We start from the raw sequence: 25,058 nt of genomic DNA, 5'->3' as shown, positions 1-25,058 counted from the left end.
GTGATATAGGGTGCCGAGAGGACTTGAACGCATGAGTATTTGATAAGACGAGACAAATAAAAAAGGGCTTACCGTTGATGACGGCAAGCCCTTTTTTGTTATTGGTAGATCCTAGAACCGTCTCTTTGGGTTTCCAGGAGATACAAATTCCACATGTATTGCTCTGGCCTTTCTTTAAGTAGATCTTCGATCGCCTTATTCATGGCGCGAGCATCTGATTCTTCATCACCTGTAGGGAAGCCTTCAATCGCCGGAAGGATGTGAACTTCATACTGGCTGGTTTTGTCGTTATAGGCGGGTAATACTGGCACTACTTTCGCTCGCGATAGCCGAGACATTTTACCAAAGCCTTTTAGCGTCGCTTTCTCTGTTGCAAAGAAAGGAACAAAAACCGAGTTTTGAGGACCATGGTCTTCGTCAGGCAGCCAATAGCCAATGTAGCCATCCTTGATAGAACGCACGAACGGTTTAACGCCAGCACTACGCGCAAAGATTCTTCCGCCATACTGCATGCGCTGTACGTGCATGAGCCAGTCGCCAATAGGGTTATTTTGTGGCTTCATAATGGTGGTGACTTTATGCCCTTGGGCAGCCAGCATGACAGCAGGGTAATCAACGGCCCACGCGTGTGGTGCCAATATGATGACGTTTTCTCCGGCATCAAGAAGGGGCAGTAAATTTTCTTCGCCGATCATCACACCACGACTTTGATTATGCTTAGTCGAACGCACCAAGAACTCAGAGTAACCCAATAAGTATTGCGCTGCCTTGGCAAAGGTTTCATCCACAATCGCTTGGATTTCTTGCTGCGACTTTTCTGGAAAGCACTTCTCTAGGTTAATACGGGCACGGCGTATGACTCGACCGTTCTTTTTAACAATGAATGTGGATAAGTAGCGAGCGAAGCGGTCGCGAGGTTTAGCCGGAATAAACGCCAACAACGCCGCGAGCAGGACCCCTAACCATGTTCCCCAATGTTTAGGGTGTAGGAAAGACCATTGAAAACGCGGGTCATAGAGGTGCTTCTCAGTATTATTTTGGTTGCTCATAGCACCCCTATAGATAGCGAGAGTTAGTGAGTGAATGATCGGGAAGAGACTTAAAGCGTTTGTGCATCCATAACCATTGTTCTGGCGCTCGCAAGATAATCTCTTCAACATAGTGGTTCATGTAGGCTGCTGCGGCGACATCGTCTTTTCGGGGGTATTGATCTTCGATAGATTGACCTGCAATGATTTCATACTTGCCATCGGAATTTCGAAAGCCAGAGCCCGGAACAATGGCGCAGCGACTGGTGTGAGCCAATATGCTGGTACCTGTTGTTGTACAAGTTTCTTGCACCGCGAAAAAAGGCACAAATACCGATTTATTGTGACCATAATCTTGGTCTGGAAGATAAAAGAGACGATGACCTTGGCGCATAACCTTGATCATTTTCTTCAAATCGGTGCGGTAAATCAGTTGATTGCCGTTTCGTGTTCGTCCGCGATACTGAATGAATTCATAGGCAGGGTTGCTGTGTGGGCGATAAGCGCCATAGCCAGGTAACCCTAAAACGGCAAAAGCGCGGGCGGTAATTTCTAAATTAAGGGCGTGCACACAGCACAGCAGCACCCCTTTATTATTCGCTTCATGTTGTTTAAGAGCCGTGATGTCCTTGACGACGAGTAAGCGCTGAAAACGCCAAGTCGGCCAAAACCAAGTGATCCCCGTTTCAATTAACGCCATACCGGAGTTTTTGAAATTCTCTTCAATAAACTCATCCATCTCTTGCTGTGTTTTATCTGGAAAGGCTAACTCGAGGTTACGACGCGCAATATCGGCGCGCTTGCCGCCAAATCTCATACCAAATTTACCGATACCACGACCTAACCTAAAGAGTAAGGAGTAGGGCAGTACATTGACGATGAGGGCGAGTAAACCAAATCCGAACCAGACACCCCAGTGTTTTGGGTGCAATAAGGATAGAGTGAAATCGGGTTTCTTATCTATTTTCATAAGGGTTACTGTAATTGCAATTTTAGGAGTGCCCAATATTCATCAAAGGTTGCTGTTGGTGAATACTTAAAATCAGAGCGAACGAATCGGTTCAGGCTGCCTTCAACTTGACCAAGTAATTGCGCGGCGAGAATCTTATCATCAACAGGAAAGCTTTTTCCTTCGCGAATTTTGCGCTCACGCAAGATTTGACGTAAAGATGTCTCAATTCTTTCGTAGAGCTGATTGATACGATCGCGTAATCGTTCATTCTCAAACATCAGGGCATGACCGGAAAGTATACGGCTGAGTCCTGGGTTACGCTCGGAAAAAACCAAAATGAGCTGTAAAACGAGTTGAATACGGGTAAGGGTATCTTTTTCTTCGTCTAGGATGCGGTTAATGCGAGACATGAGCGATTCTTCAATGAACTCAATTAATCCCTCAAACATACGAGCCTTGCTTGGGAAATGACGATAGAGCGCCGCTTCAGACACACCTACTTGCTTAGCAAGTTTAGCGGTAGTGATGCGAGAGGTTCCTTCGTTTGACTCTAGCATTTGAGCTAGAGCTTGCAGGATTTCCTCTTTTCTATTCGACTTTCTCGTAACGGACATAAATCCTATTCCTTTTTGATTACAGCTTTGCCAATTGATCACAAAAAACCTTAAGTAGACGAAATAGTGTACCTAAGGTCATTTTATCCACGTAGGTTTAGATGCTAAATGATTGAGCTAGGTAACAATCTCTGTTCAATTCTCAAGCGTTATCTGATTGCAGAAATCACGCGCGCATCTGGCATAAACCGACGGGGTCAGCATGGGTTTTCGATTCAATGTGTCTTGCTAAGCTAACTATTCTAAATCGTGTATTGCTAATTCGTGCTCGACATTTGATCGGCAATCGTCAGTACAATGCTATGGCTGAGCGCGAGCTTGGTTGCGCAGCCTAGCGTGTGTTGACCACCATTCCAGTACACGGTAATCGTATTTGTGTCGCTATTAAAGCCCTGTCCTGCCACAGATACATCATTTGCACAAATCATATCCAGATTCTTATGTTTGAGCTTATCTAACGCGTACGCTTCGACATCTTGAGTTTCTGCGGCAAACCCAACGGTGAATGGTCGAGAGACTGATAACGCGGCAACGGCGGCGATGATATCAGGGTTTTTCACCATCGTAATTTGCATATCATTATTATCGGCAGTCTTCTTGATTTTCTGAGCGGCAATATCAACAGGTCGGTAGTCAGCAACGGCAGCGCAACCGATAAAGATATCGTGGCTGGTGGCTTGTGCCATGGCGGCTTGGTGCATGTCTTCAGCACTGACCACATTTATACGCTTAACACCATGTGGCGTTGTTATTGATACGGGGCTCGGCAATAAGGGTGACGTCTGCGCCGAGCTGCTGGGCGGCTGAGGCTAATGCGAATCCCATTTTTCCAGAGCTATGGTTGGAAATATAGCGAACGGGGTCAATCGCTTCGCGGGTTGGACCTGCCGTTATTACAACAGATTTACCCGCTAAAGGTTTAGGGCTAAAAAATTGCTCGCATTGCTCGACGAGCTGCATTGGTTCTAGCATGCGACCTGGACCCACATCGCCACAGGCTTGTTCACCCGCAGCAGGACCCCAAATCATCATATTGCGACGAGCAAGTGTCGCGATGTTTTCTTGGGTCGCGACATTAAGATACATCTGTTGATTCATGGCTGGAGAGACGGCAATCGGAGCGTTAGTCGCCAAGACTAAAGTCGTCAGTAAATCATTCCCCATGCCAGCAGACATTCTGGCGATCAGATCGGCCGTCGCAGGGGCTAATAAAACTAAGTCAGCCCACTTTGCGAGTTCAATATGTCCCATTGATGCTTCGGCGGCTGGATCCAGCAAACTATAAGAAACAGGGCGACCAGAGACAGCTTGCATGGTGAGCGGAGTAATAAATTCTTTGGCTGCGTTTGTCATGACTACCTGAACTTGAGCACCTCGCTCAATGAGTCGACGAGTCAGCTCGGCACATTTATAAGCAGCGATACCGCCACTGATCCCAAGTAGTATTTTTTTCCCGCCAACGTTTGCATAACTAGCTCCTTAAATTTAGCTGCGGCTAAGATAGCAAATGCGTCCGAATCTCGCTACTTTCAAGCATTTCTCACTCCTTGTTCAATATAAAGAAACATCATTATTACATCGAAATCGCGCTTATCTCGCGTCTGGGTCCTACCGGACTATCTTTCTAACGATGATTAGGAAATAACCGACATCTTCATTTATAGAATAAACAGGTGTCAGTTATGGGGCTCAAATCGTTGCCGCCGGAGTCACTTCCAAGAGAAAAGCTGCTTAAGCAGGGCAGTTCAGCGTTAACCGATGCTGAACTGCTTGCTATCTTTTTGCGAACCTAAGCATTAAGGGCACCAATGTGATTCAGTTATCTGACTCACTCATTAAGCGCTTTGGTTCATTGCGGGCGCTCTTTTCATCGTCTGCGGAAGACTTTTGTCAGCATAAAGGGTTGGGCGTTGCCAAGTATGTTCAATTGCAAGCGGTATTGGAAATGAGCAAGCGGTATCTGTCAGAGCAGATAGAGCGCGGCGATGCGTTGCAAAGTGCTGAACATACCAAGCATTATTTGACGTCCATGCTTCGAGATCGCCAGCGGGAAGCCTTCTACGTGCTGTTTTTGGATAATCAGCATCGCGTCATTGCTGATGAAGTGATGTTTGAGGGGACCATTAATGCCGCGTCAGTGTATCCGAGGGAGGTGGTTAAACGTGCACTTGCCCATAATGCTGCTGCGGTGATACTTGCCCATAACCATCCTTCTGGCATTGCTGAGCCTAGTCAAGCCGATCGGCGAATCACAAGAAGATTATCTGATGCATTGGGTTTAGTGGATATTAGAGTGTTAGACCATTTTGTGGTGGGAGAGGGGGAAGTGGTATCATTTGCGGAAAGAGGCTGGATTTGACCAGATTGGCGATGAAATTAACTTTTTATTGTAATATCTGTGAGACGGGTCTTTTGTTTTGATATTTTTCTGCTATTATTCGCGCACTAAAAGTATCATCTAACGCCAGCTCGCAGCAAAAAGATCAACAAATCCTAAAAAAGGATCTGTTCGGGTCTTGAGCAATGCATTGCAAGTTAGTATAATGCGCGACCTTTGATAGCCTTGTATGGGTATTCCATAATGGTAAGGCCTCTTGTATTTGAGGTTCGGCCACCAAGGTTGATATCGAGCTGAAACGATTTGGAGAGACATTCATGTCCCGAGTATGCCAAGTAACTGGTAAGCGTCCTGTAACGGGTAACAACCGTTCACACGCACGAAATGCTACTAAGCGTCGTTTTCTGCCGAACCTACAAACTCATCGTTTCTGGGTAGAAAGCGAAAAACGCTTTGTTAAACTACGTCTAACCGCTAAAGGTATGCGTATCATTGATAAGAAAGGCATCGATGCTGTTCTTGTTGACGTACGTGCCCGTGGCGAGAACGTTTAAGAGGAATTACGCAAATGGCTAAAGGCATTCGTGAGAAAATTCGTCTAGTATCTTCTGCAGGTACTGGTCACTTCTACACTACTGACAAAAACAAGCGTAACATGCCAGGTAAATTTGAGATCAAGAAATTTGATCCAGTTGTTCGCCAGCACGTTATGTACAAAGAAGCTAAAATCAAGTAATTGATTGGTTTCAATTTGTCATGTAATGAAAACCCAGCTTTTAGCTGGGTTTTTTATTGCTGTGTAAGAAAGGCAACACCAAGCGTAATGCGTGGTCGTTACCTTTGTGTCAGCAATTAGCTTGCACCTTGAAAATCAAACTGACGCCATGCTTCGTAAGCGATAATAGCTACCGCATTGGATAAGTTTAGGCTTCGTGCATCAGGCATCATTGGGATGCGAATGCGCTGTTCCATAGGTAGGCTATCGATAAGATCTGCGGGCAACCCGCGAGTTTCTGGACCAAATAACAGCACGTCCCCTTTTTTAAAGTTAGCATCGGTATGATGTCCCGTCGTTTTTGTCGTACAGGCAAAGATGCGATGCCCCGGGTTATGCTCATCTAAGTAGGCAATGAACGCTGCATAGTCTTTGTGTCGTTTTACACGGGCTAAGTCATGGTAGTCCAGTCCAGCACGTCTCACTTTTTTCTCTTCAAGATCGAACCCTAGCGGCTCGATGAGATGCAAATTAGCACCACAATTGGCACTTAGGCGGATTATATTGACGGTATTGGGAGCGATTTCTGGCTCGTAGAGTGCGATATCAAACATCACGTGACTTCTCACTAATTTCTAAATTATGGCGAGAGTATACCTTATGTGGTTGGTAATGTGTTCAAGGGGAGTGTGGACGAGTTCGCGGTATAAGCAAAGTAGCGAAGGGAATCCGAAAGCCCTATACCAATGGATGTGCATTTAGCATAGGGCGATATCTTTTCTAATTCATGTCGTTAGATTTTGTCGCTCACTGCAAGGGTTGCAGCAAGCATATCGTGGCCAAAGATAACGCTGCGCTCTGGTGACCAGCCATAAAGAGGGTCAGGATAGCTATTGTTGTCCTTAAATGGCATTTCAATCGTGTACGATAAGCAGTGGAATTGCTCGGCTACCCAATTAGAGCCGACAGTCAGGTTCGCTTTGCCTGGTTCGTCTTTGTCGTAACCGATGTCATCTTGGAATTCCGGTGTTATCGTTAATAATGCTTGTTTGAAAGTGGCCTCTAGTTTGGCAAACGCGGCGTCGTAGCTAGGGATACCTTCAGAACCTAAGCAGCAAAATTATAAGGGATGGCTTCGTCACCATGGATATCGAGGAACATATCTACGCCAGTTTCTAGCATACGTTCACGAACCAAGAAGACTTCTGGACTCTGCTCCATTGAAGGGGTTTGCCACTCACGGTTGAGGTTAACCCCTGCTGCGTTAGTCCTTAGGTGTCCACGAATACTGCCATCTGGGTTCATATTCGGGACGACATACAGAACGGCTTTTTCTAGTAACGCTCGGCTCACAGTATCACTGTCATCAAGTAAGCGCTGGATCATCCCTTCGATGAACCATTCCGCCATGCTTTCCCCAGGATGCTGACGGGCAATGACCCAGATTTTCTTTTTGCCTTCTTCTGGTTCACCAAAGGTCAGCAGGCTCATGTCGTTATTGTCTAACGTATGACCAAGCGTTTCTAGCGAGCAGTGGTGCGCACTTTGCGCCATATGCAGTAGATCTTGATGGCGGTCATAGGTGTATGGAGCAAAATAAGCAAAATAAATAGAGCCATGCTCAGGAATGACGTTGAATGAGAGCGTGTCGCCATCAAAGTCGGCGGGAATACGAAACCACTCTTCGCGATCATAAGACGCCACCACATCATAGCCTTTCCAGCCTTCAGGGTAGGCAGACTTAGCCAGATCAATCAGCTTAACGGTATGCGACTGCTCTGGTGTCGTTTCAAGGCGGAAGTGAAACCATTGATAGAATTCAGATTGGTTGTCATTGTTGATGCGCAGTTGAATGTCATCTTTGTGGTCAGCATTGACAACACATATGTTGCCACTATCGAAGTTACTAAAAATTTTCATTGGTTCTGATACCTTTTAGGCTAATCACTATCGGCGAGGCTATCACAAAGATAGCAGAATCTATATCGCTTGATGCTGCTATTTTTGTTTTAGGCCAGAGGCAGTTCTACACGCATTTTAAGCCCACCTAATGCGCTGCGAGAAGCCTCGATTTGACCGCTGTGTTGCAGTATGGCGCTTTGTGTAATGGCTAACCCAAGTCCCGTTCCCCCAGAGTCGCGGTCGCGCGCGGTAGAGACTCGATAGAAAGGTCGAAAAATATCGTTCAATTCATCTTCTGGAACGCCAGGTCCGTCATCTTCAACGGTGATCAGCAGACTCTCGGTATGTTGCTGAATATCGACATTAATCACGGTGTCGCCATAGCGAATCGCATTACGAATAATATTCTCAATGGCGCTCATCAGCAGTTTAGGGTTTCCGCATACGTAGGCTTCTGGAATAGCAGAAAACGTCAGGGCTTTATTCATTTGTTCAGCCTCAAACTGCGCATCATCTAATATGGCTTCCCATAGGCTACTTGCGGGTTGATTTTCCCGAACAATATGGCTGTCGGTATTCATTCTAGAAAGCTCGAGCAACTCGCAAATCATTTGTTCTAGACGTTGTGCTTCAGTATCTATTCTCGAAAGCTCCGAGCTTTCTCCCTGTTTACGAGTAGCCAAGGCTGTTGCCATGCGTAGGCGAGTTAAGGGAGAGCGTAATTCATGAGAGATATCAGACAATAACCGTTGCTGGCCTGAAATCATCTGGTTTACGGCTGCCACCATTTGGTTAAAGCTGGTCCCGGCTTGTTTAAATTCAGAAGTGCCTTTTTCTAAGCTAGGATCTGGCTTGAACTCCCCTTTCGCCACCCGTTTGGCCGCGCGCTCTAAGCGTCTGGCTGGTTGTGTCAGTGCCCATGCCAGCCACAGTAATAATGGTGTACTCACCGCCATAACAACGAGCAGTAGTTGGAATGGCTTATCAAACATTCGTAGTAGGAAGGGTGGTGGCTGGTTCCACTTTAAGCCAATGAATAATTGCAACTTTTGTTCGGCAAGAGTGACAGGCACTGGGCTTAGCAAGCATATATTTACCATAGAGCTTTTGCATTGGCTTTTGTGGTGATTCTACCGAAGTGATGAAATTCTTCAGCGCTTTTATTTTAAAGTCTTCATGACGTTGAGTGCTTAAAATATTACCGTCCATATCTGCGAGAAATAGCCGAGGGCCATTAGTATTTCGGTGGCTGTTGGTTCGCGTGGGCGGTTTATCAAAGCGATAGATGATTTTGCCTAGGTTGTTTTGGCCATCGAAGCGGTTTTCGAGGTTATCACGTAATTTGTATAGCCGTTCTAGATGTTCCCCTTGAACTTCTCGAGCGACTCGAGGATCAAGGTGAGGTAATGAGAGAACGGCGATAAGTACCAACAACATGGTAAACCAGAAAATGGCAAAAATACGGCCATATAAACTGGTAAAATTAGGCAGCTTCATCGTTACTCCTTAACAAACAGGTAGCCTCGGCCACGCAGTGTTTTAATTCTAGGCTTACCATCTTGTTTTTCTGGTAATTTCTTTCTTAAGTTGGAGACGTGCATATCAACCGCACGGTCAAAAGCGGACAATCGTTTTCCTAAGACATCTAGACTGAGTGCCTCTTTTGTCAGGGTTTCACCGGGCTTTAAAACGAAGTAATGCAGCAGTGCAAATTCGGTACTAGTGAGCTCTATTGCTTGGCCTTGGCATGTGGCTTCTTGCTTGCCGGGGAAGACCTCAATGTCGTCGAAGCGCACGCAATCACGGCTCGGTTCTGCTTGGATGGATTGTGTTCGGCGCAAAATAGCCTTAATGCGTGCCAAAAGCTCTCGATCGCTAAAAGGTTTAGGAAGGTAATCATCGGCACCAAGTTCCAGACCAATCACCCGATCTATCTCTTCGCCTTTCGCTGTTAGCATTAGCACTCAGGTGTCTGCCATTGTTCTCGTAGTTTTTTCAACGTGTCCATACCATTGAGGCGCGGCATCATGACGTCCATTAATACAAGATCGATGTCGTGGTTCATCGCTTCCAATCCGGCTAAGCCGTCATTGGCCTCACTAACCTGAAACCCTTCAAAGCTTAATATGTCTTTTAACAGGCTTGTGAGTTCGGTGTCATCATCAATAATCAGAATATTCATCATGGGGCATCTCTTAAAAACTAACTGCGTGGTAATAATAATGCGTTAATTATTGTAAATATCTATCTTTACGATTCTTTACGCTCTACATGCGTTGCTTTACGTACTAAGTTCTATTCTATACTCAAGCGCTGCAAAGCAAACGGATGCAAACGCAGCTATCTTCAAAAAACAAAGGTATTGATTATGAAACTAGCAAAAAAACTTGTTCTTGTAGCTGCGGTCCTTCCCCTTACTTTCGCAACCGCGAGTGCTTTAGCGTATGGCGGCAAAGGCGGCCATCATGGTAAAGGTGGTGAAGGTCAGTGTGGTGGTTTTGACCGTAAAGTGTTTAGCCAGCTTGATTTGACGGATGCGCAGAAAGAGCAAATGAAAGAGATGCGTCAATCCATGAAGTCAGAAATGAAGACGAAATTCAGCGAGAATGCAGCGACTAAAGCCTCAGAAATGCAGACCCGTCATCAAAAAATGCAAGACGTCGTCCTTGCTGATACGTTTGATGCTGCCGCAGCCAACGAACTTGCTTCTGAAATGGTCGCTACGCAAACCGAGCGTCGCGTTAAAATGATGGAAAAGCAACATGAGATGCTCAGCATCTTGACGCCAGAGCAAAAAGCTAAGCTTAAAGAAGTACAGCAAGAGCGCATGCAAAAGTGCGTAAGCAAAATGGAATCAAGAGCGGCAAAGTAACGCGATTTCTACTAATGGACTTCACTTAGCTTCGCTGTGGATATATTTTAAAAGTGGCCAATTGGCCACTTTTTCTATTTTTGTCACTAATAATAAGTATACTTGCGTCATGTTGAGCTAAAACGTCACGGAAGATGAAAAACAGTTACGCAAAACTCGTCACAATGGCAGCCTGGGCTGCAACCATCATTGCAACCCTTCTATTGATTACCAAAATTATCGTGTGGTGGACAACAGGCTCCGTGAGCTTGTTAGCTTCCGTGATTGATTCCTTATTGGATATAGCAGCCTCAGCCGTCAACTTAGTTGTCGTGCGGTATGCGCTTCAACCCGCAGATAAAGAGCATACTTTTGGTCACGGTAAGGCGGAGTCTCTCGCGGCGTTGGCGCAAGCGATGTTTATTTCCGGTTCAGCTTGCTTCCTTATCCTTAACGGGATTGACCATTTTTTCAGGCCAACCGAACTTCGCTCGCCAGAGTTAGGTATTTATGTCAGCCTCTTTGCTTTAGTGGTGACATCTGGGTTAGTGGCTTTTCAGCGCTACGTGGTTAAGAAAACAGGCAGTCAGGCCATCGCTGCTGATTCGTTACATTATCAAACTGATATTTATATGAATGCCGCTATCATGTTGGCACTTGGCCTGAGCTGGTATGGTATTGGTCAAGCTGACTCTGTGTTTGCGATCGGTATCGGTGTGTTTATTTTGGTTAGTGCGTTTAAAATGGCGTACACGGCGGTGCAATCGCTATTAGACCGACAGCTTCCCGAGGAAGAGTTACAACAAATCCGACAAGTGTGTACTGAGGTAGAAGGGGTGTTGGGTGTCCATCAGCTACGAACGCGTATGTCAGGCCCCGTTCGTTTTATTCAGTTACATCTTGAATTACATGATTTAATGCCATTGATCGAAGCGCATCGGATTGCCGATGAAGTTGAAGAAAGATTGATGTCTGCGTTTCCCGAAGCGGATGTCCTTATTCATCAGGACCCTTATTCTGTGGTCATTAAAGACGAAAAACAGCAGTTGGAAGCGGATTGGTAGAGTGGGGCTGAAGAGTGATAGATTGCCGTTGTGGCATAACGAAAATTGATTGTTTATTGTTAGGGCTCGTGATAAAAAAGTGCGATTCTGATGTGAATCAACACAATTTAGCCTATAAACTGTAATACTCTTACATAAGTAATAAAGTTACGTCGTCAATGTTTTGGGGAACAAGACGATTTTACGTAGCGGAAGCCATGTAAACGTAGCGAAAACAATAAGAATTCCGTATGTCGCGAAGTGCGCCATACTTAAATTGAAATTAGATTGCTAAATCGAGGGTGAGCATGATTAAGAAAATCGGTGTTTTGACAAGTGGTGGTGATGCACCAGGTATGAATGCTGCAGTGCGCGGTGTGGTTCGTACGGCTTTGTCAGAAGGCGTAGAAGTATACGGTGTTTACGACGGTTATTTAGGTCTTTATGAAGATCGCATTAAGAAACTAGATCGCTCTAGTGTTTCTGATGTTATTAACCGTGGCGGTACATTTCTAGGTTCTGCACGTTTCCCAGAATTTAAAGAAGTCGAAGTTCGCGAAAAAGCGATTGAAAACTTGAAGAAGCACGGCATTGAAGCGCTAGTGGTTGTTGGTGGCGATGGCTCTTACATGGGGGCGAAAAAACTGACTGAAATGGGTTATCCATGTATCGGTCTACCTGGCACCATTGATAATGATATTGCGGGTACAGATTACACGATTGGTTATCTGACAGCACTTAACACGGTTATTGACGCGATTGACCGTCTACGTGATACATCGTCTTCTCACCAACGCATCTCTATCGTAGAAATCATGGGGCGTCACTGTGGTGATTTGACTCTGATGTCTGCTATTGCAGGTGGCTGTGAGTACATTATTACACCTGAAACGGGTCTTGATAAAGAGCAGCTGATTAGCAATATTAAAGACGGTATTGCCAAAGGTAAGAAACATGCCATTATCGCGCTAACAGAGCTTATGATGGACGCGAATGATCTTGCTAAAGAAATCGAAGACGCGACAGGTCGTGAGACTCGTGCAACGGTTCTTGGTCATATTCAGCGTGGCGGTCGTCCTACAGCGTTTGACCGAGTACTCGCATCTCGCATGGGTAACTACGCGGTACACCTATTGATGGAAGGTCATGGTGGACGTTGTGTGGGGATCCAGAAAGAGATTCTTGTTCATCACGATATTATTGATGCGATCGAGAACATGAAGCGCCCTGTACGCGATGATTTGTACAAGGTTGCTGAAGAGTTGTTCTAATCGATAGCTCACCAAAGAGTCATGTTCACTTCAATTTTGGTGTGAACATGCTGTTGGAGAGTAATGATTGGACACAAAAAAAACCGCTGATTACTCAGCGGTTTTTTTATGTCTATCAATAGGTGATGTCGATGACGCTCACCTATTGAAGAACAAACTTACGCTTTTGCTTTTGCCGCCGCTTTCGCGATAGCTGCAAAGCTTTTCGCGTCTAGTGCTGCGCCGCCAACTAGAGCACCATCGATGTCTGGTTGTGCAAAGTAAGCTTCAGCATTTTCAGGCTTAACAGAACCGCCGTATTGGATAACAACGTTCTTCGCCACTTCTTCGCTTTTTGCTGCGATGTGTGCACGGATAGAAGCGTGGATGCGTTGAGCATCATCAGCTGTTGCTGCTTTACCTGTACCGATAGCCCAGATTGGTTCGTACGCGATGATTGCACCGTTAAGCGCTTCAACACCTGAGTTGTTGATTACAGCATCGATTTGACGAGCACATACCGCTTCAGTTTCACCCGCTTCGTTTTGAGCTTCAGACTCACCGATACAGAAAACAGGTGTTAGACCATTTTCTTTTAGGAATGCGAATTTTTGAGCAATGAACTCGTCAGATTCGTTGTGGTATTGACGACGCTCAGAGTGGCCAATGATGATGTGAGTTGCGCCAAAATCTTTCAGCATTTCTGGAGACATATCACCAGTGAAAGCACCACTGTTGTTCACGTCAGTGTTTTGAGCACCAAGGATAATTGCGCTACCCGCGTCAGTTAGCGTACGCTCTGCAAGGTCAACGTAAAGTGCTGGTGGAGCAACGGCTACATCAACGCCAGTTACGCCTTCAAGTTCCGCATTAAGTGCAGTAAGCAGATCCGTGACCATTGCTTTGCTGCCATTGAGTTTCCAGTTACCCATAACTACAGGTTGACGCATAAGATTTTCTCCAAAATCAATGTTTTTAAAAGTACGAATGTAAAAAACAAACGTGAATACGAAAGAATATAACAGATTAATTCATGTAGATCATGATTCGAGTCATGACTTTCTCGCTTTCATGAATCGTAGTGAGTATGGCCATCATCGTGACTTGGTAAACAGAATAATAGATTAGTTCTCGGAATTTTCCTTTTAGCTTGCTATACCTTGTCGCTTAGTTCTCAATTCAAAGGAAAGATGATGCCAAATCTGGTAATGGAATATTCAAACACAGCGGATCAGCGCTTGAATATACAAGGCTTACTGGAGGACTTGCATCAAGTTACGCTACACTGTGGCTTGTTTGAAATGGACTCAGTTAAGTCTCGCTCTCTACGCTGTCATAATTGGCTTATTGGAGAACATGGTGACAGTGAAGATTTTGTACATATTAGCTTCGAGCTCCTATCGGGGCGAACGGAAGAGCAAAAGCGAGAGCTGTCGAGGAAGTTAATGGATGTCCTTAAACAACAAGCTGGGCATTTGAAGAGCTTAACGGTGAACATACGGGATATGGATAAGTCGTGTTTCCAAAAAATCAGTCAGTAAAGTGAGAATAGGTCATGTCGTTTAAATCACTGCTATTTTCGTCTCAAGGGCGAGTTGGGCGCAAAACGTTTTGGGTATGGAACGTTTGTTATTATTTGAGTATTGTGGGCTTTGCACAGGGTATGAACGTGCTAGCGCCTGGGGCTATCCATATTTTGTTACCCGCATTCTTGTTGGTTATCTTGATCCCCGATTTGCTGATCACCGCAAAGCGATGGCATGACCGTAATAAGTCGAGTTGGTGGTTGTTACTGAATATTCCTTTGGTGATAGGGCGCTTAAGTCTCCCCACTCTAGATCCTGCTACCGCAGCGCAACCTTCATTACTGCAAAACATGATTTCTTTAGCGGCGATTGGCTGTGGATTGTGGATCTTAGTTGAATGCGGATTCTTAAAAGGCACGTCGGGCGATAACCAGTTCGGTAAAGATCCTGTCTAAATACCGCGCTGGTTTAAATACCCATACAGTTTAATTACCCATACTCTTTAAATACTAAGAAGGAAGCATTCGCTTCCTTTTTTATCGCCAGTCTTCTTTCTTGTTGAACGGTAAAATGGTGGCTTTCGGTTGCTTTTTACTCAATTCACCATTGAGTGCCTGTGAGAACTTTACAAATTGTCGGAGCAGCTCTTGTCGTAATAGTACGTTGGCATGAATAGGGTTGCTAGCGCGTCTAAGCACTCGTTCAATGTGAGATTGTTGAGCTTGCAGTCGAGGCTGCATCTGTGTTGAACAAGACTCAATAAGCTCCTGACACAGGTTTTGACGTAAGCGACTGAGTTGTTCGGGATTGTGCTTTGCCATTGCGGCAAGTTCATCGAAAGAAGGTAGAGTAAGTGGATCAGCCATGATTCATCCTCATCTAGCATTGCTCCATGCATGTACAATGAGGTTAGGAGTTATTGATCAAAGTCACAGTTTAAATGTGAGTTGTCTCAATAATAAGACACAGGGCTCTGGGAGCTTATCGCTGAGTGAAACGATAGACGCAGCGTCGAGCACCAGAAACAATATGCTCATCACGTTCGACACGAGTATTTTCACCAACAAGAGACTGGAAGACATTGAGTTCGGATTGGCACAGGGCTTTGCATCGGCTCGCGGCTTTACAAATAGGGCAGTGATTTTCAATGAGAATAAAGCTGGAATGGTCTTTTTGATATTCTGCCATATAACCATCTTTCTCACGTAATTCGGTGAGTTTGATGATTTTACTTTCGAGATCGCTGAGTCCTATCAACTGCTCAGCGTAGTTAGCAAGGGTGATTAATTCACGCTCTTTTGCCACTTTTTCTAGCCCTTCGGAGCCGAAAACTGTCTCAATAGCATCAATGAATTGAACGGTAAGATCGGCGTGTCTATCGGAGAAGTTCGCATGACCTTTGTCTGTTAAAGACCAGTGACGGTTGGGGCGTCCGACTTTGACTTTCACATCTTCAATGTGCAGCAAACCGTCACTTTCAAGTGATTGAAGGTGTTGCCTAGCGCCCATTGTGGTGATGTTGAGTCGTTGTGCAACGTGCTTTGCTGTGACCGCACCTTCGCGCTTGATGATATCAATGATGTGGTCAGTTGCTTTCATGTCGTTGTCCGGTCGTTCAGGTGCAGTGAGAATCAATAACTGACGCTATTATGGCCGATAAGCTTTATAAAGCAAATTATTTACTATCAAGTGGATGGCAACAAAAAGCGCTGTCGTTGCAGCGCTTTTTTGTTACCCCATCGACACTACAGAATAATGCCTCTGATCTCAGGGTCTTTTCGCTCTAGGTAGTGGATAGACTTAATACGACGAATAGTACGACAACGGCCACGAATCAACAGTGTCTCAGTTGTAGCAATGTTACCTTGGCGTGTAATGCCTTCTAGAAGATCACCTTTAGTGATACCAGTCGCGGAGAAAACAACATTGTCACTACGAGCCATATCTTCCATTCGTAGTAAGACATTGGCTTCAACGCCCATCTCTTTACAGCGTTCTAACTCAAGCTCACCCGCTGTACGGTTTTCTTCGTTGTCGCCTTTGACCTCATGACGAGGAAGTAGGCGTGCGTGCATATCACCATCAAGTGCGCGAATAACTGCAGCCGATACCACGCCTTCAGGTGCGCCACCAATACAGTACATCACATCCACTTCACTGTCTGGCATACAGGTTAGGATTGAAGCGGCCACATCACCATCAGGCACGGCAAAGACGCGAACACCCATAGCTTGCATTTCAGCAATAACGTTATCGTGTCTTGGTTTCGCGAGCGTGGTCACAACCAATGTGTCTAAAGGTTTACCGAGTGCAGCAGCAATATTGGTTAAATTATCGGTGAGTGACAGGTTTAGATCGATAGCCCCTTTAGCGCCAGGGCCGACAACCAGTTTCTCCATGTACATGTCAGGGGCTTTTAAAAAGCTGCCTTTTTCTCCAGCAGCAAGCACAGCCAAGGCATTTGACTGTCCCATTGCTGTCATGCGCGTACCTTCAATCGGGTCTACCGCGATGTCAACGGCGTCGCCACCAATGCCAACCTGTTCACCAATGTACAGCATTGGTGCATCATCAATCTCACCTTCACCGATAACGATTTCACCACTGATGTCGGTTTTGTTCAGTAAGGTACGCATCACCTCAACGGCAGCCCCATCCGCAGCGTTTTTATCGCCACGCCCTAACCATTTATAACCAGCCAGAGCGGCACCTTCGGTAACTCGTGAAAAAGCCATCGCTAAATCGCGCTTCATATTGACTCCAATAGATGAAAGTTGACAAAAGAATTTACGGCGCGAATTTTAACATACCAAGAAGGAAACGTTTGCTTTTTTGTTTGATACTGCGCAAACCTGAGGGCGGTTAGTGGGTTATTTATCAAAATCGTCGTAGGAGACCTTGAATAATAAGGCTTAGTTGCGATCAGTCGGTATGGTTTAATTACCTCTTTTGTTAGTTTACGTCGTTTTTTTGACCGAATAGTGAAAAATCTGCAATATAGGGCGTGTCTATCTTCTCGAGGCTGAGTAGAATGGGGCAACGTAGAATGAAGCTATTTCATTACATAGAATTTAACAAGGTAGGCCGAGATGTCTTTTGAAGTACTGGAACAACTAGAAGCAAAAATTCAAACTGCAGTTGACACTATCGCTCTTCTTCAAATGGAAGTTGAAGAGTTGAAGGAAGAGAAAGTTCAACTGACTAGTCAAGCTGACGAGCTGCGTAGCAGCCGCGAAGAACTTGAGCAAAAGGCTGAAGTGATGCAGCGTGAGCATACGCAATGGCAAGAACGCATCCGTAACCTTCTTGGTAAAATGGACGAAGTAGAATAAATCGTCAGTCCCTTAGATTTGTGAAAAGCACTCCTTGTGAGTGCTTTTTTTGTATTCAGTTGGTCGAACCAGTCAGACTATTGCGATCTCACACTTTCGCTCACAAGTTGAACACGTATACTAGCGCAAAACAGGCAAAGGATAATTGAGAATGAAAACGCGTGATAAAATAGTGCATGCCGCCCTAGAGTTATTCAATTCAGACGGTGAACGTAATGTGACGACCAACCATATCGCTGCTTATATCGAAATCAGTCCTGGTAACCTGTATTACCACTTCAGCAACAAGCAAGAAATTGTGCGAGATATTTTTACGCTTTATTCTCAGGAGTTGATCGAGCGATTTACGCCCGTCCAGGGGCAGCAAGAAAGCTTAGCGTTGCTGAAGCATTACCTTAATTCGATTTTCACCCTTATGTGGAAGTACCGTTTTTTCTACGCGAACCTGCCTGAGATCTTACAGCGAGACGCAAAACTGCACGAAGAGTACATTGTGGTGCAAGAGAGGCTGCAAGGAAATTTAGTGAATATACTTCGTGCTTTTGTTGACCTTGAATTACTTTGCTTGAACGAAAAAGAACTCAAATCCATGGTGACGACATTACATATGATGGCTGTGGGGTGGCTGAGTTACCAATCCGCGATGTCTCCCAAGACTAAGATCACCGAAGAGGTGATTCAGCAAGGGATGCTGCATATGATTAATGTAGTGAAACCAGTAGCGACACCGAAAGGTCAAGAGCAGCTCTCGTTGCTTGAAGATGGCGTGAAAATGATGGGTGGAGCGAATACCTAGTGATCGGCGACACGTCATTCACTCATGTCATATAGCCAATTCGTATTTCAATAAACCCTGCTGTCACAGTAGGGTTTATTGTTATTTAGAGCCAATATTTCAGATGAAAGGATGCAAGATGCACTACGACGTTTTTAATGGTGATGCGGATGGAATATTGTCGTTGTTACAACTGAGGTTATCAGATCCTAGACCCAGTGAGCTCATCTCCGGTATTAAACGTGATATTGCGTTGCTTGAGCGCGTCTCGCTCCAAAAGGCCAGTTCTGTAACCGTGCTTGATATCTCGATGGATAAAAATAGAGCTGCACTCAATGCTCTGCTCACCCACCAGATCCCCGTCACCTATATTGACCACCATAAGGCGACAGAGCCACCAGAATCGGCGTATTTGACCAGCCATATCAATCTAGATGCGAATACCTGTACAGCCTTAATCGTCAATGACCAACTTGCAGACCAACACCGATTATGGGCGATCACGGCAGCGTATGGAGATAATATGATTGCCAGTGCGGAGTCATTGGCAGACAAAGAAAATCTCAACGATGTTGATAGGCGTTTCTTGCGCCAATTAGGCACTTTGGTTAACTATAATGGCTATGGAGAAAAGTTGGAGGATTTACACATTCCTCCGGTGGATTTATATAAGCAGCTATTACGCTATCGTACCCCTTTTGAATGCAGAGACGATACTCATTCCCCTTATTACACCTTGTTAGCGGCATTTGAAAAAGATCAGTCGGCGCTGAGTCAAGCGACGACGTTATTTGATTCTGCCTCACTCCAAGTCGTGTCGTTACCTGCCACGGCGGCGGCAAGACGTATGTCAGGGACGTATATTAATGACCTTGCCAACCTCAACCCTTCGCGTGCGCATATTACTTTAGTCGAGCGAGATCTAAGAGGGGAGGATGATCAGGTTTGTTATACGGTGTCAGTGCGCGCGCCATTGAACAATAAGCAAGGTGCGGCTGCGATTTGTAGTCAATTTGATACTGGGGGCGGGAGAGAAGCCGCGGGTGGAATCAACCAGCTACCGCGAGCTTGTATTCAGCGACTTATTGATACGGCGCTCGCTTATTATCAAGTAAAAGAAGGGCAGTAAAAGAACGTCTGTCACGGACTATCAGTAAGGTTTGCCGGAACGACGCTACCGAACTAGCGTTTTAGCCAGCTTTTCGGGTTTTGAACTTTACTGTTGCGGCGAATCTCAAAATAGAGCGAGGCTCTGGATTGCCCACCTGTGTCACCAGCCAGTGCGATGGTTTCTCCAGCGGCGACTTTGTCCCCTTCTTTTTTGAGTAGCGTTTGGTTGTAACCATAGAGTGTCATGTCACCTTTGCCGTGATCAAGCAATACAACTAGCCCATAGCCTCGTAAATAATCAGCAAAGACGACCGTGCCCGAATAAACCGACTTGATGGGTGTGCCGTATTTAGCTGAAATAACCATGCCTTTCCAGTTCGCTTGACTAGGTTTGCTTGGTGCCAAAGTTATGTAAAACGCTGCCTTTGATTGGCCAGGGCAATTTGCCTTTTTGTCTGGCGAGTCCATCCATTGGCACTTGATTACGTTTGGCAGCCTTGGCGATCTCGGCTTTTAAGCGGGTCTCATTACGCTGCAATTCAGTTAAGTAGGTTTTATCACCGGAGATGCTTTTCTTAATCTTGCTGAGGGTGCTTTTTCGGCTACGCTGATTTTTCGCCAATGCATCGCGTTTGTCTTTTTGTTGCTGAAGCAGTTGCGCGATTTGGTTACGTTCTAATTCAAGGGCTCTTTCACTTTCAACAAGTTGTTGTTCCGTGGTGGAGAGTTGTTCTAATGTGTCGGCCCGAGCGGCAGCAAGATGTTGATAGTATTGACTGATGCGATCGTCATTGGAGTCGTTATTAAACATACTAGAGGTATTACGGTTTTGTTTGGTGATGTAATACGTCTGGACGAGCTCGGCTAATATTTTTTGCTGAATCTTTTTTTGTTCAGTGAGAGCAATAACACGCTGATGCAGGTTATCAATATTTTGGTTAGCGGTGGCCAGTTGTGAGGTGGTAGATTGGATAGTCTTTTCAATGTTCGAGATACCAATTTCTTGCTCACGTAACGCCTTTTGCAGCTTATCTAACTCTTTTTGTTGTTGGCTTAACCCCTGCTGTTGACGCTTTATCTCGCTTTTTACTCCAGAAAGCTCATTTTGGTTTGCCGCGCTGTTTAGCGGTGTAATCGTAGCTGTAACCCCAATTATGAGAGTCGTAAGAACAACAAGGAAGGGCGTCTTGTGATTAGAGTGCATGTCGTATCCGCTGAGAGAAGAGGGCAAGTCCGTCTTAGGTCACTACTTTATTGAAAAGCGATAATAGGTGCAAGCATACAAAAACGCCGACGCATAAGCATCGGCGTTTTATCAGACTTGTGTCATTACTTTACAAGAATGTCGCCTGACATTTCAGCAGGAATGCTCATGCCTGTCATGGATAGCATGGTTGGTGCTAGGTCTGACAGTTTACCGCCTTCTTTGAACTCGATGTCCTTGTTACCAATATAGATAAGAGGAACTGGAAGGTTGGTATGAGCCGTGTGGGTGCCACCAGTGACTGGGTCAACCATCATTTCCGCATTACCATGGTCGGCAGTGATCAGCATTTGACCATCCACTTCTTTGATGGCTTCAACGATTTTCGCAACGCTTGCATCCAAAGCTTCAATCGCTTGTTCTGCGGCTTCGTAAACGCCAGTGTGACCAACCATATCTGCGTTTGGATAGTTACAGATGATAGTGTCGTATTTGCCTGACTTAATAGCAGCAACCATTTTCTCAGTCAGCTCTTCAGAGCTCATTTCTGGTTGTAGGTCATACGTCGCCACTTTTGGAGAAGCAACAAGCTGACGCTCTTCGCCGTCAAATTCGTTCTCAACACCACCATTGAAGAAGAAAGTCACGTGTGCGTACTTTTCTGTTTCAGAGATACGTAGTTGAGTCTTACCTTCTTTAGATAGCCACTCACCGTAGGTGTTTTCTAGCGATGCTGGTGGGAATGCGCAAAGCAGAGGAATATCGGCTGCGTATTGCGTTAGCATAACAAAGTCTACTGCTGGGAATACTTTACGCTCAAAGCCTTCAAAGGCAGGAACGAATGCACGCGTGATTTCACGAGCACGGTCAGCACGGTAGTTCATAAAGATAACTGCATCGCCATCAAGGATAGCCGCAGACTCTTGACCTTCAGCGCGTAGCTCAGTTGGCGCAACAAACTCATCGTTTTCTTCACGAGCGTAAGCCGCTTCTAAACCAGCAACCGCCGAGTCAAACGTGTAGGCACCTTCTGCTTGAGTAAGCAGGTCGTAGGCTTTTTCAACGCGATCCCAGTTGTTATCACGATCCATTGCGTAGTAACGACCAACAAGAGAAGCTACACGGCCTTTACCAAGCTCAGCAAACAGTGCTTCAAAGCGTTTGAGTGAACCTTCAGCACTGCGTGGTGGCGTATCACGACCATCTAGGAAGCAGTGTAGGTAGATTTTTTCAGCGCCACGCTCAGCCGCCATTTTAACAGCAGCGTAAATGTGGTCTTCGTGAGAGTGAACACCACCTGGAGACATCAGACCCATTAGGTGAACCGCTTTACCCGCCGCGATGGCTTTATCCATTGCAGCGGCTAGGATTTCATTTTGACCAAATTCGCCATCAGCGATAGATTTAGTAATACGAGTGAGGTCTTGGTAGACCACTCGGCCAGCACCAATGTTGGTGTGACCCACTTCAGAGTTACCCATTTGACCATCTGGAAGACCGACGTCCATACCAGAAGCTGAAATAAGTGTACGTGGATTGTTTGCCCACAAGCCGTCCATTACTGGAGTTTTTGCGTTATTGATTGCGTTGCTTGCGTTATCTTCACGGTATCCCCAACCGTCAAGAATGACTAGAGCCATAGGCTTCTTAGCTGACATAGTTATAACCTCGTCGAATCTAAAATAACTTTACTGAAAACAAATTAGCGTAATTTTACTACACTTTTTAACCAAAACAGTAGTGGCAGATCAAATATTGTTTGTGATTACCGTAGCTTGTTTTCAGTTTTTTGAAAGTTAATTGCACACATTTGCTGTTGTAGTGAGGTAATCATAGATGCTAAACGTCATTGATTCCTTAAATGCTCAGCTATTAATAGCGCAGATGTGGTGATGTTGACCAATTGCTTTGCGCTATTGCTGCAATAGCGAAAGAGGGATCTCAATTATTTATTCGAAACAAGTTCCCCCCTCGCCAGAGGGCGGCGAAGCCGTTATACTCCTCGTCTGAATTTCATCTTCAACTAATTAAGAGCGCAAGCTATGCAAGAGTACTTAGATTTTTTACAACAAAATATGATCATGGCCGTGGTTTGGGCCGCCCTTTTTGTAGCTCTGATTGCTAACTTCGTGAAGTCTGCCAATGCCGCGTACAAAGAAGTTTCTGCAGCTCAGGTGACTCAAATGATGAACCATGACAGTGCACTCGTAGTGGATATTCGTTCAAAAGACGATTTCAAACGTGGTCACATTACGGATGCTGTCAACGTACTTCCTTCCGATATTAAAGCAGAATCAACGCCTAGCCTTGAAAACAAAAAATCAGACCCAATCATTGTGGTATGTAAGACGGGTCAAACGGCACAAGAGAGTGCAAACTTGCTCGCGAAGTCAGGTTTTGAACAGGTATATGTGCTGAAAGGCGGCCTGTCAGCTTGGAGCGAAGCAAACCTGCCGCTGATTAAAGGTAAGAAGTAACCCTAGTCATTGAGCGTTTTCGCGGCATTTCTTGCGTAGGGATGTGATAAATGCCACGGAATTAGCGGCTCGCCTAGTCATAAAACATTGGCTCGGCTAGTCTGCCAGACAACTCAAAAACGGTTTCGTTAATTTTAGACGTATTATAAAGGATATTCATCATGGCTGAAGCAGCACCTCAAGAAGCACAACAGAATTTCACAATTCAACGTATCTTCCTAAAAGATCTTTCTTTTGAAGCGCCAAACTCACCGGACATGTTTCAAAAAGAATGGAACCCAGATGTTAAGCTAGACCTAGACACGCAAAGCCGTGAACTAGGAGAAGGCGTTTACGAAGTGGTACTTCGTCTAACGGTGACGGTTAAGAATGCAGAAGACACAGCATTCCTTTGTGAAGTTCAGCAAGGTGGTATTTTCACAGCTGAGCAAATGGAAGCGGGCCAACTGGCACATTGCCTTGGCGCTTTCTGCCCGAACATTTTGTTCCCTTATGCTCGTGAAACTATCTCTAGCCTAACGATGAAAGGTACGTTCCCACAACTGAACCTAGCACCAGTTAACTTTGATGCATTGTTCATGAACTACCTTCAGCAGCAAGCTCAATCAGAAGAGCAAGCAGAAGCGTAATTCGCTGTTCGACGCAGGGCGGTCGCTTTGCAAGAACTCGCAACCTTTTTGAAAATGCACAGCGCCTAGCGATGTGCATTTTTTATTTTCACGGTTAAGCTTTAGAAATGAAACTTTTTAGAGACTAAACGTTTAGCTGTGGCTTTCAAACTATGACGTGGTGGTGTTATGAGTAACGCATACGGGAAAGATATTTCAATGACAGTTATTGGCGCGGGATCCTACGGGACATCGCTAGCCATCTCTCTGGCACGAAACGGTGCAAACGTAGTCATCTGGGGGCACGATCCTGAACATATGGCTCGCCTAGAGGCCGATCGAGCGAACCATGACTTTTTGCCAGGAATAGACTTTCCTGAGTCACTCATTGTTGAATCCGATCTTCAAAAAGCGGTGCAAGCCAGCCAAGATTTACTGATTGTTGTTCCGAGTCATGTATTTGGTGTTGTGCTAGAGAGCATGAAGCCGCACTTACGTGAAGACAGTCGTATCTGTTGGGCAACCAAAGGGCTAGAGCCTGAAAGTGGTCGTCTTCTAAAAGACGTTGCTAGCGATATTATTGGTGATAGCTACCCTTTAGCGGTACTTTCTGGCCCGACGTTCGCAAAAGAATTGGCGGCTGGAATGCCAACGGCTATTGCTGTTGCGTCGACGAATACGCAGTTTGTGACTGAGCTGCAAGACAAGATCCACTGCAGTAAAACATTCCGTGTTTATGCTAATGATGATTTTATCGGTATGCAATTAGGCGGCGCCGTTAAAAATGTGATTGCGATTGGCGCTGGTATGTCGGATGGAATCGGTTTTGGAGCCAATGCGCGAACGGCATTGATTACTCGAGGTTTAGCTGAAATGACTCGCTTAGGTGTCGCAATCGGCGCGAAGCCGGATACCTTTATGGGTATGGCTGGCCTTGGCGATTTAGTGCTGACGTGTACCGATAACCAGTCTCGTAACCGTCGCTTTGGTTTAGCGTTAGGTCAGGGTAAAGATGTCGATTCTGCACAAACTGAAATTGGTCAAGTGGTTGAAGGTTATCGTAATACCAAAGAGGTTTGGTTGCTGTCACAAAGAGTGGGTGTTGAGATGCCAATTGTTGACCAAATCTATCAAGTATTGTATCAAGGAAAGGATGCGATGCTCGCTGCGCAAGATCTACTAGCAAGAGATAAAAAAGCAGAGAAGCAATAAGCGTTGTAAAATAAGCGCTGAAGCGTATGCGTTGTTGCTTTATGTGTAGCGTCTATATTAACGTGACGCGAGATGAGGAAGTCGCGACGCACGGCTTTTAAGGCTAGAGACTACTCTTAGG

22 protein-coding genes and 6 pseudogenes are annotated in these 25,058 nt (G+C 45.4%); 14 read left to right on the top strand and 14 right to left on the bottom strand.

Translation table 11 applies throughout. The annotated features are described in order from the left end of the window. Nucleotides 1-98 precede the first annotated feature (98 nt). The 4 genes and pseudogenes from lpxM to coaBC all read right to left on the bottom strand — a co-directional run bounded on the left by lpxM (nucleotide 99) and on the right by coaBC (nucleotide 4,040). The gene (gene lpxM, locus AC0L66_RS16840; protein WP_265674677.1) at nucleotides 99-1,049 is read right to left on the bottom strand and encodes a lauroyl-Kdo(2)-lipid IV(A) myristoyltransferase; all 951 of its coding nucleotides are present in this window, start codon (nucleotides 1,047-1,049) and stop codon (nucleotides 99-101) included. Between the two features lie 7 nt (nucleotides 1,050-1,056). Beyond that, on the bottom strand, nucleotides 1,057-1,998 hold the full coding sequence (lpxL, locus tag AC0L66_RS16835) for an LpxL/LpxP family Kdo(2)-lipid IV(A) lauroyl/palmitoleoyl acyltransferase (protein WP_265674679.1): 942 nt from the start codon (nucleotides 1,996-1,998) through the stop codon (nucleotides 1,057-1,059). A 5-nt stretch (nucleotides 1,999-2,003) separates the two neighbouring features. Next, entirely contained in the window at nucleotides 2,004-2,594 is a 591-nt protein-coding gene (gene slmA / locus AC0L66_RS16830) for a nucleoid occlusion factor SlmA (protein ID WP_250618704.1), read from the bottom strand. Between the two features lie 257 nt (nucleotides 2,595-2,851). Further along, nucleotides 2,852-4,040: pseudogene (gene coaBC / locus AC0L66_RS16825) on the bottom strand (bifunctional phosphopantothenoylcysteine decarboxylase/phosphopantothenate--cysteine ligase CoaBC). Nucleotides 4,041-4,276: 236 nt separating this feature from the next. Here coaBC and radC point away from each other — a divergent pair. The 3 genes and pseudogenes from radC (at nucleotide 4,277) to rpmG (ending at nucleotide 5,668) form a co-directional block, all read left to right on the top strand. Further along, nucleotides 4,277-4,953, top strand: a pseudogene (gene radC / locus AC0L66_RS16820) (RadC family protein). 296 nt (nucleotides 4,954-5,249) lie between these two features. Continuing rightward, entirely contained in the window at nucleotides 5,250-5,486 is a 237-nt protein-coding gene (gene rpmB, locus AC0L66_RS16815) for a 50S ribosomal protein L28 (RefSeq protein WP_076589033.1), read from the top strand. Between the two features lie 14 nt (nucleotides 5,487-5,500). After that, nucleotides 5,501-5,668, top strand: coding sequence for a 50S ribosomal protein L33 (gene rpmG / locus AC0L66_RS16810; protein WP_002535344.1), 168 nt, complete (start codon nucleotides 5,501-5,503; stop codon nucleotides 5,666-5,668). A gap of 116 nt (nucleotides 5,669-5,784) precedes the next feature. Here rpmG and AC0L66_RS16805 read toward each other — a convergent pair whose 3' ends face one another. The 4 genes and pseudogenes from AC0L66_RS16805 to AC0L66_RS16790 all read right to left on the bottom strand — a co-directional run bounded on the left by AC0L66_RS16805 (nucleotide 5,785) and on the right by AC0L66_RS16790 (nucleotide 9,734). Further along, on the bottom strand, nucleotides 5,785-6,261 hold the full coding sequence (locus AC0L66_RS16805) for a tRNA (cytidine(34)-2'-O)-methyltransferase (protein WP_473567970.1): 477 nt from the start codon (nucleotides 6,259-6,261) through the stop codon (nucleotides 5,785-5,787). A gap of 179 nt (nucleotides 6,262-6,440) precedes the next feature. After that, nucleotides 6,441-7,567, bottom strand: a pseudogene (locus tag AC0L66_RS16800) (M14 family metallopeptidase). Between the two features lie 89 nt (nucleotides 7,568-7,656). Then, a pseudogene (cpxA, locus tag AC0L66_RS16795) lies at nucleotides 7,657-9,046 on the bottom strand (envelope stress sensor histidine kinase CpxA). Nucleotides 9,047-9,048: 2 nt separating this feature from the next. Further along, nucleotides 9,049-9,734 (bottom strand): annotated as a pseudogene (locus AC0L66_RS16790) (response regulator). Nucleotides 9,735-9,917: 183 nt separating this feature from the next. Between AC0L66_RS16790 and AC0L66_RS16785 the strand changes: the two are divergent. The 3 genes from AC0L66_RS16785 (at nucleotide 9,918) to pfkA (ending at nucleotide 12,714) form a co-directional block, all read left to right on the top strand. Further along, a complete protein-coding gene (locus tag AC0L66_RS16785; protein ID WP_265674860.1) occupies nucleotides 9,918-10,421 on the top strand; it encodes a CpxP family protein in 504 nt (167 codons plus the stop codon). Between the two features lie 134 nt (nucleotides 10,422-10,555). Then, the gene (gene fieF / locus AC0L66_RS16780; RefSeq protein WP_265674861.1) at nucleotides 10,556-11,464 is read left to right on the top strand and encodes a CDF family cation-efflux transporter FieF; all 909 of its coding nucleotides are present in this window, start codon (nucleotides 10,556-10,558) and stop codon (nucleotides 11,462-11,464) included. Nucleotides 11,465-11,751: 287 nt separating this feature from the next. Continuing rightward, on the top strand, nucleotides 11,752-12,714 hold the full coding sequence (gene pfkA / locus AC0L66_RS16775) for a 6-phosphofructokinase (RefSeq protein WP_473567969.1): 963 nt from the start codon (nucleotides 11,752-11,754) through the stop codon (nucleotides 12,712-12,714). A 158-nt stretch (nucleotides 12,715-12,872) separates the two neighbouring features. Here the strand turns inward: pfkA and tpiA are convergent, their stop codons facing one another. Continuing rightward, complete coding sequence (gene tpiA / locus AC0L66_RS16770) at nucleotides 12,873-13,643, bottom strand: triose-phosphate isomerase (protein WP_250618694.1); 771 nt, start codon at nucleotides 13,641-13,643, stop codon at nucleotides 12,873-12,875. A gap of 243 nt (nucleotides 13,644-13,886) precedes the next feature. Here tpiA and AC0L66_RS16765 point away from each other — a divergent pair, with 243 nt between their 5' ends. Together AC0L66_RS16765 and AC0L66_RS16760 are read left to right on the top strand one after the other, a co-directional pair. Next, a complete protein-coding gene (locus AC0L66_RS16765) occupies nucleotides 13,887-14,234 on the top strand; it encodes a 5-carboxymethyl-2-hydroxymuconate Delta-isomerase (protein WP_250618693.1) in 348 nt (115 codons plus the stop codon). Between the two features lie 14 nt (nucleotides 14,235-14,248). Further along, nucleotides 14,249-14,674, top strand: coding sequence for a DUF805 domain-containing protein (locus AC0L66_RS16760; protein WP_265674863.1), 426 nt, complete (start codon nucleotides 14,249-14,251; stop codon nucleotides 14,672-14,674). Nucleotides 14,675-14,755: 81 nt separating this feature from the next. On the opposite strand, the gene AC0L66_RS16755 is transcribed toward AC0L66_RS16760, so the two are convergent. The 3 genes from AC0L66_RS16755 to glpX form a co-directional block, all read right to left on the bottom strand. Continuing rightward, nucleotides 14,756-15,085: a DUF3135 domain-containing protein gene (locus AC0L66_RS16755; RefSeq protein ID WP_265674864.1), complete on the bottom strand. Its 330-nt coding sequence runs from the start codon at nucleotides 15,083-15,085 to the stop codon at nucleotides 14,756-14,758. A gap of 115 nt (nucleotides 15,086-15,200) precedes the next feature. Continuing rightward, nucleotides 15,201-15,818 carry a helix-turn-helix transcriptional regulator gene (locus AC0L66_RS16750; protein ID WP_265674865.1) on the bottom strand — a complete coding sequence of 206 codons (618 nt, stop codon included), beginning with the start codon at nucleotides 15,816-15,818 and terminating at the stop codon, nucleotides 15,201-15,203. Nucleotides 15,819-15,964: 146 nt separating this feature from the next. Next, nucleotides 15,965-16,972, bottom strand: coding sequence for a class II fructose-bisphosphatase (gene glpX / locus AC0L66_RS16745; protein WP_473567967.1), 1,008 nt, complete (start codon nucleotides 16,970-16,972; stop codon nucleotides 15,965-15,967). Between the two features lie 336 nt (nucleotides 16,973-17,308). Here glpX and zapB point away from each other — a divergent pair, with 336 nt between their 5' ends. From zapB to AC0L66_RS16730, 3 genes are all read left to right on the top strand, one after another. After that, nucleotides 17,309-17,551 (top strand): cell division protein ZapB, encoded by a 243-nt coding sequence (gene zapB, locus AC0L66_RS16740; protein ID WP_250618688.1) that lies wholly within the window; start codon nucleotides 17,309-17,311, stop codon nucleotides 17,549-17,551. A 151-nt stretch (nucleotides 17,552-17,702) separates the two neighbouring features. Further along, the gene (locus tag AC0L66_RS16735) at nucleotides 17,703-18,347 is read left to right on the top strand and encodes a TetR/AcrR family transcriptional regulator (RefSeq protein ID WP_473567965.1); all 645 of its coding nucleotides are present in this window, start codon (nucleotides 17,703-17,705) and stop codon (nucleotides 18,345-18,347) included. A 118-nt stretch (nucleotides 18,348-18,465) separates the two neighbouring features. Then, nucleotides 18,466-19,455 (top strand): DHH family phosphoesterase, encoded by a 990-nt coding sequence (locus tag AC0L66_RS16730; protein WP_473567963.1) that lies wholly within the window; start codon nucleotides 18,466-18,468, stop codon nucleotides 19,453-19,455. A 53-nt stretch (nucleotides 19,456-19,508) separates the two neighbouring features. On the opposite strand, the pseudogene AC0L66_RS16725 reads toward AC0L66_RS16730, so the two are convergent. Next, a pseudogene (locus AC0L66_RS16725) lies at nucleotides 19,509-20,640 on the bottom strand (murein hydrolase activator EnvC family protein). Between the two features lie 125 nt (nucleotides 20,641-20,765). Further along, the gene (gene gpmM, locus AC0L66_RS16720; RefSeq protein ID WP_473567961.1) at nucleotides 20,766-22,298 is read right to left on the bottom strand and encodes a 2,3-bisphosphoglycerate-independent phosphoglycerate mutase; all 1,533 of its coding nucleotides are present in this window, start codon (nucleotides 22,296-22,298) and stop codon (nucleotides 20,766-20,768) included. A gap of 384 nt (nucleotides 22,299-22,682) precedes the next feature. On the opposite strand from gpmM, the gene AC0L66_RS16715 reads away from it, so the two are divergent. The 3 genes from AC0L66_RS16715 (at nucleotide 22,683) to gpsA (ending at nucleotide 24,937) form a co-directional block, all read left to right on the top strand. Continuing rightward, on the top strand, nucleotides 22,683-23,117 hold the full coding sequence (locus tag AC0L66_RS16715) for a rhodanese-like domain-containing protein (RefSeq protein WP_265674871.1): 435 nt from the start codon (nucleotides 22,683-22,685) through the stop codon (nucleotides 23,115-23,117). A gap of 161 nt (nucleotides 23,118-23,278) precedes the next feature. Then, the gene (gene secB / locus AC0L66_RS16710) at nucleotides 23,279-23,746 is read left to right on the top strand and encodes a protein-export chaperone SecB (RefSeq protein ID WP_265674872.1); all 468 of its coding nucleotides are present in this window, start codon (nucleotides 23,279-23,281) and stop codon (nucleotides 23,744-23,746) included. Nucleotides 23,747-23,914: 168 nt separating this feature from the next. Continuing rightward, nucleotides 23,915-24,937 carry an NAD(P)H-dependent glycerol-3-phosphate dehydrogenase gene (gene gpsA, locus AC0L66_RS16705; protein WP_473567960.1) on the top strand — a complete coding sequence of 341 codons (1,023 nt, stop codon included), beginning with the start codon at nucleotides 23,915-23,917 and terminating at the stop codon, nucleotides 24,935-24,937. Nucleotides 24,938-25,058 lie beyond the last annotated feature (121 nt).

Source organism: Vibrio sp. GJ43-1 (genome assembly GCF_055808835.1).
Note: the sequence above shows the minus strand (reverse complement) of the source record. Positions and strands in the feature narration are given on the sequence as shown.

Excerpts from the sequence above, each read along its gene's own strand:
- lpxM (WP_265674677.1), bottom strand. The coding sequence starts at position 1,049 with ATGAGCAACCAAAATAATACTGAGAAGCACCTCTATGACCCGCGTTTT.
- lpxL (WP_265674679.1), bottom strand. The coding sequence starts at position 1,998 with ATGAAAATAGATAAGAAACCCGATTTCACTCTATCCTTATTGCACCCA.
- slmA (WP_250618704.1), bottom strand. The coding sequence starts at position 2,594 with ATGTCCGTTACGAGAAAGTCGAATAGAAAAGAGGAAATCCTGCAAGCT.
- rpmB (WP_076589033.1), top strand. The coding sequence starts at position 5,250 with ATGTCCCGAGTATGCCAAGTAACTGGTAAGCGTCCTGTAACGGGTAAC.
- rpmG (WP_002535344.1), top strand. The coding sequence starts at position 5,501 with ATGGCTAAAGGCATTCGTGAGAAAATTCGTCTAGTATCTTCTGCAGGT.
- AC0L66_RS16805 (WP_473567970.1), bottom strand. The coding sequence starts at position 6,261 with ATGTTTGATATCGCACTCTACGAGCCAGAAATCGCTCCCAATACCGTC.
- AC0L66_RS16785 (WP_265674860.1), top strand. The coding sequence starts at position 9,918 with ATGAAACTAGCAAAAAAACTTGTTCTTGTAGCTGCGGTCCTTCCCCTT.
- fieF (WP_265674861.1), top strand. The coding sequence starts at position 10,556 with ATGAAAAACAGTTACGCAAAACTCGTCACAATGGCAGCCTGGGCTGCA.
- pfkA (WP_473567969.1), top strand. The coding sequence starts at position 11,752 with ATGATTAAGAAAATCGGTGTTTTGACAAGTGGTGGTGATGCACCAGGT.
- tpiA (WP_250618694.1), bottom strand. The coding sequence starts at position 13,643 with ATGCGTCAACCTGTAGTTATGGGTAACTGGAAACTCAATGGCAGCAAA.
- AC0L66_RS16765 (WP_250618693.1), top strand. The coding sequence starts at position 13,887 with ATGCCAAATCTGGTAATGGAATATTCAAACACAGCGGATCAGCGCTTG.
- AC0L66_RS16760 (WP_265674863.1), top strand. The coding sequence starts at position 14,249 with ATGTCGTTTAAATCACTGCTATTTTCGTCTCAAGGGCGAGTTGGGCGC.
- AC0L66_RS16755 (WP_265674864.1), bottom strand. The coding sequence starts at position 15,085 with ATGGCTGATCCACTTACTCTACCTTCTTTCGATGAACTTGCCGCAATG.
- AC0L66_RS16750 (WP_265674865.1), bottom strand. The coding sequence starts at position 15,818 with ATGAAAGCAACTGACCACATCATTGATATCATCAAGCGCGAAGGTGCG.
- glpX (WP_473567967.1), bottom strand. The coding sequence starts at position 16,972 with ATGAAGCGCGATTTAGCGATGGCTTTTTCACGAGTTACCGAAGGTGCC.
- zapB (WP_250618688.1), top strand. The coding sequence starts at position 17,309 with ATGTCTTTTGAAGTACTGGAACAACTAGAAGCAAAAATTCAAACTGCA.
- AC0L66_RS16735 (WP_473567965.1), top strand. The coding sequence starts at position 17,703 with ATGAAAACGCGTGATAAAATAGTGCATGCCGCCCTAGAGTTATTCAAT.
- AC0L66_RS16730 (WP_473567963.1), top strand. The coding sequence starts at position 18,466 with ATGCACTACGACGTTTTTAATGGTGATGCGGATGGAATATTGTCGTTG.
- gpmM (WP_473567961.1), bottom strand. The coding sequence starts at position 22,298 with ATGTCAGCTAAGAAGCCTATGGCTCTAGTCATTCTTGACGGTTGGGGA.
- AC0L66_RS16715 (WP_265674871.1), top strand. The coding sequence starts at position 22,683 with ATGCAAGAGTACTTAGATTTTTTACAACAAAATATGATCATGGCCGTG.
- secB (WP_265674872.1), top strand. The coding sequence starts at position 23,279 with ATGGCTGAAGCAGCACCTCAAGAAGCACAACAGAATTTCACAATTCAA.
- gpsA (WP_473567960.1), top strand. The coding sequence starts at position 23,915 with ATGAGTAACGCATACGGGAAAGATATTTCAATGACAGTTATTGGCGCG.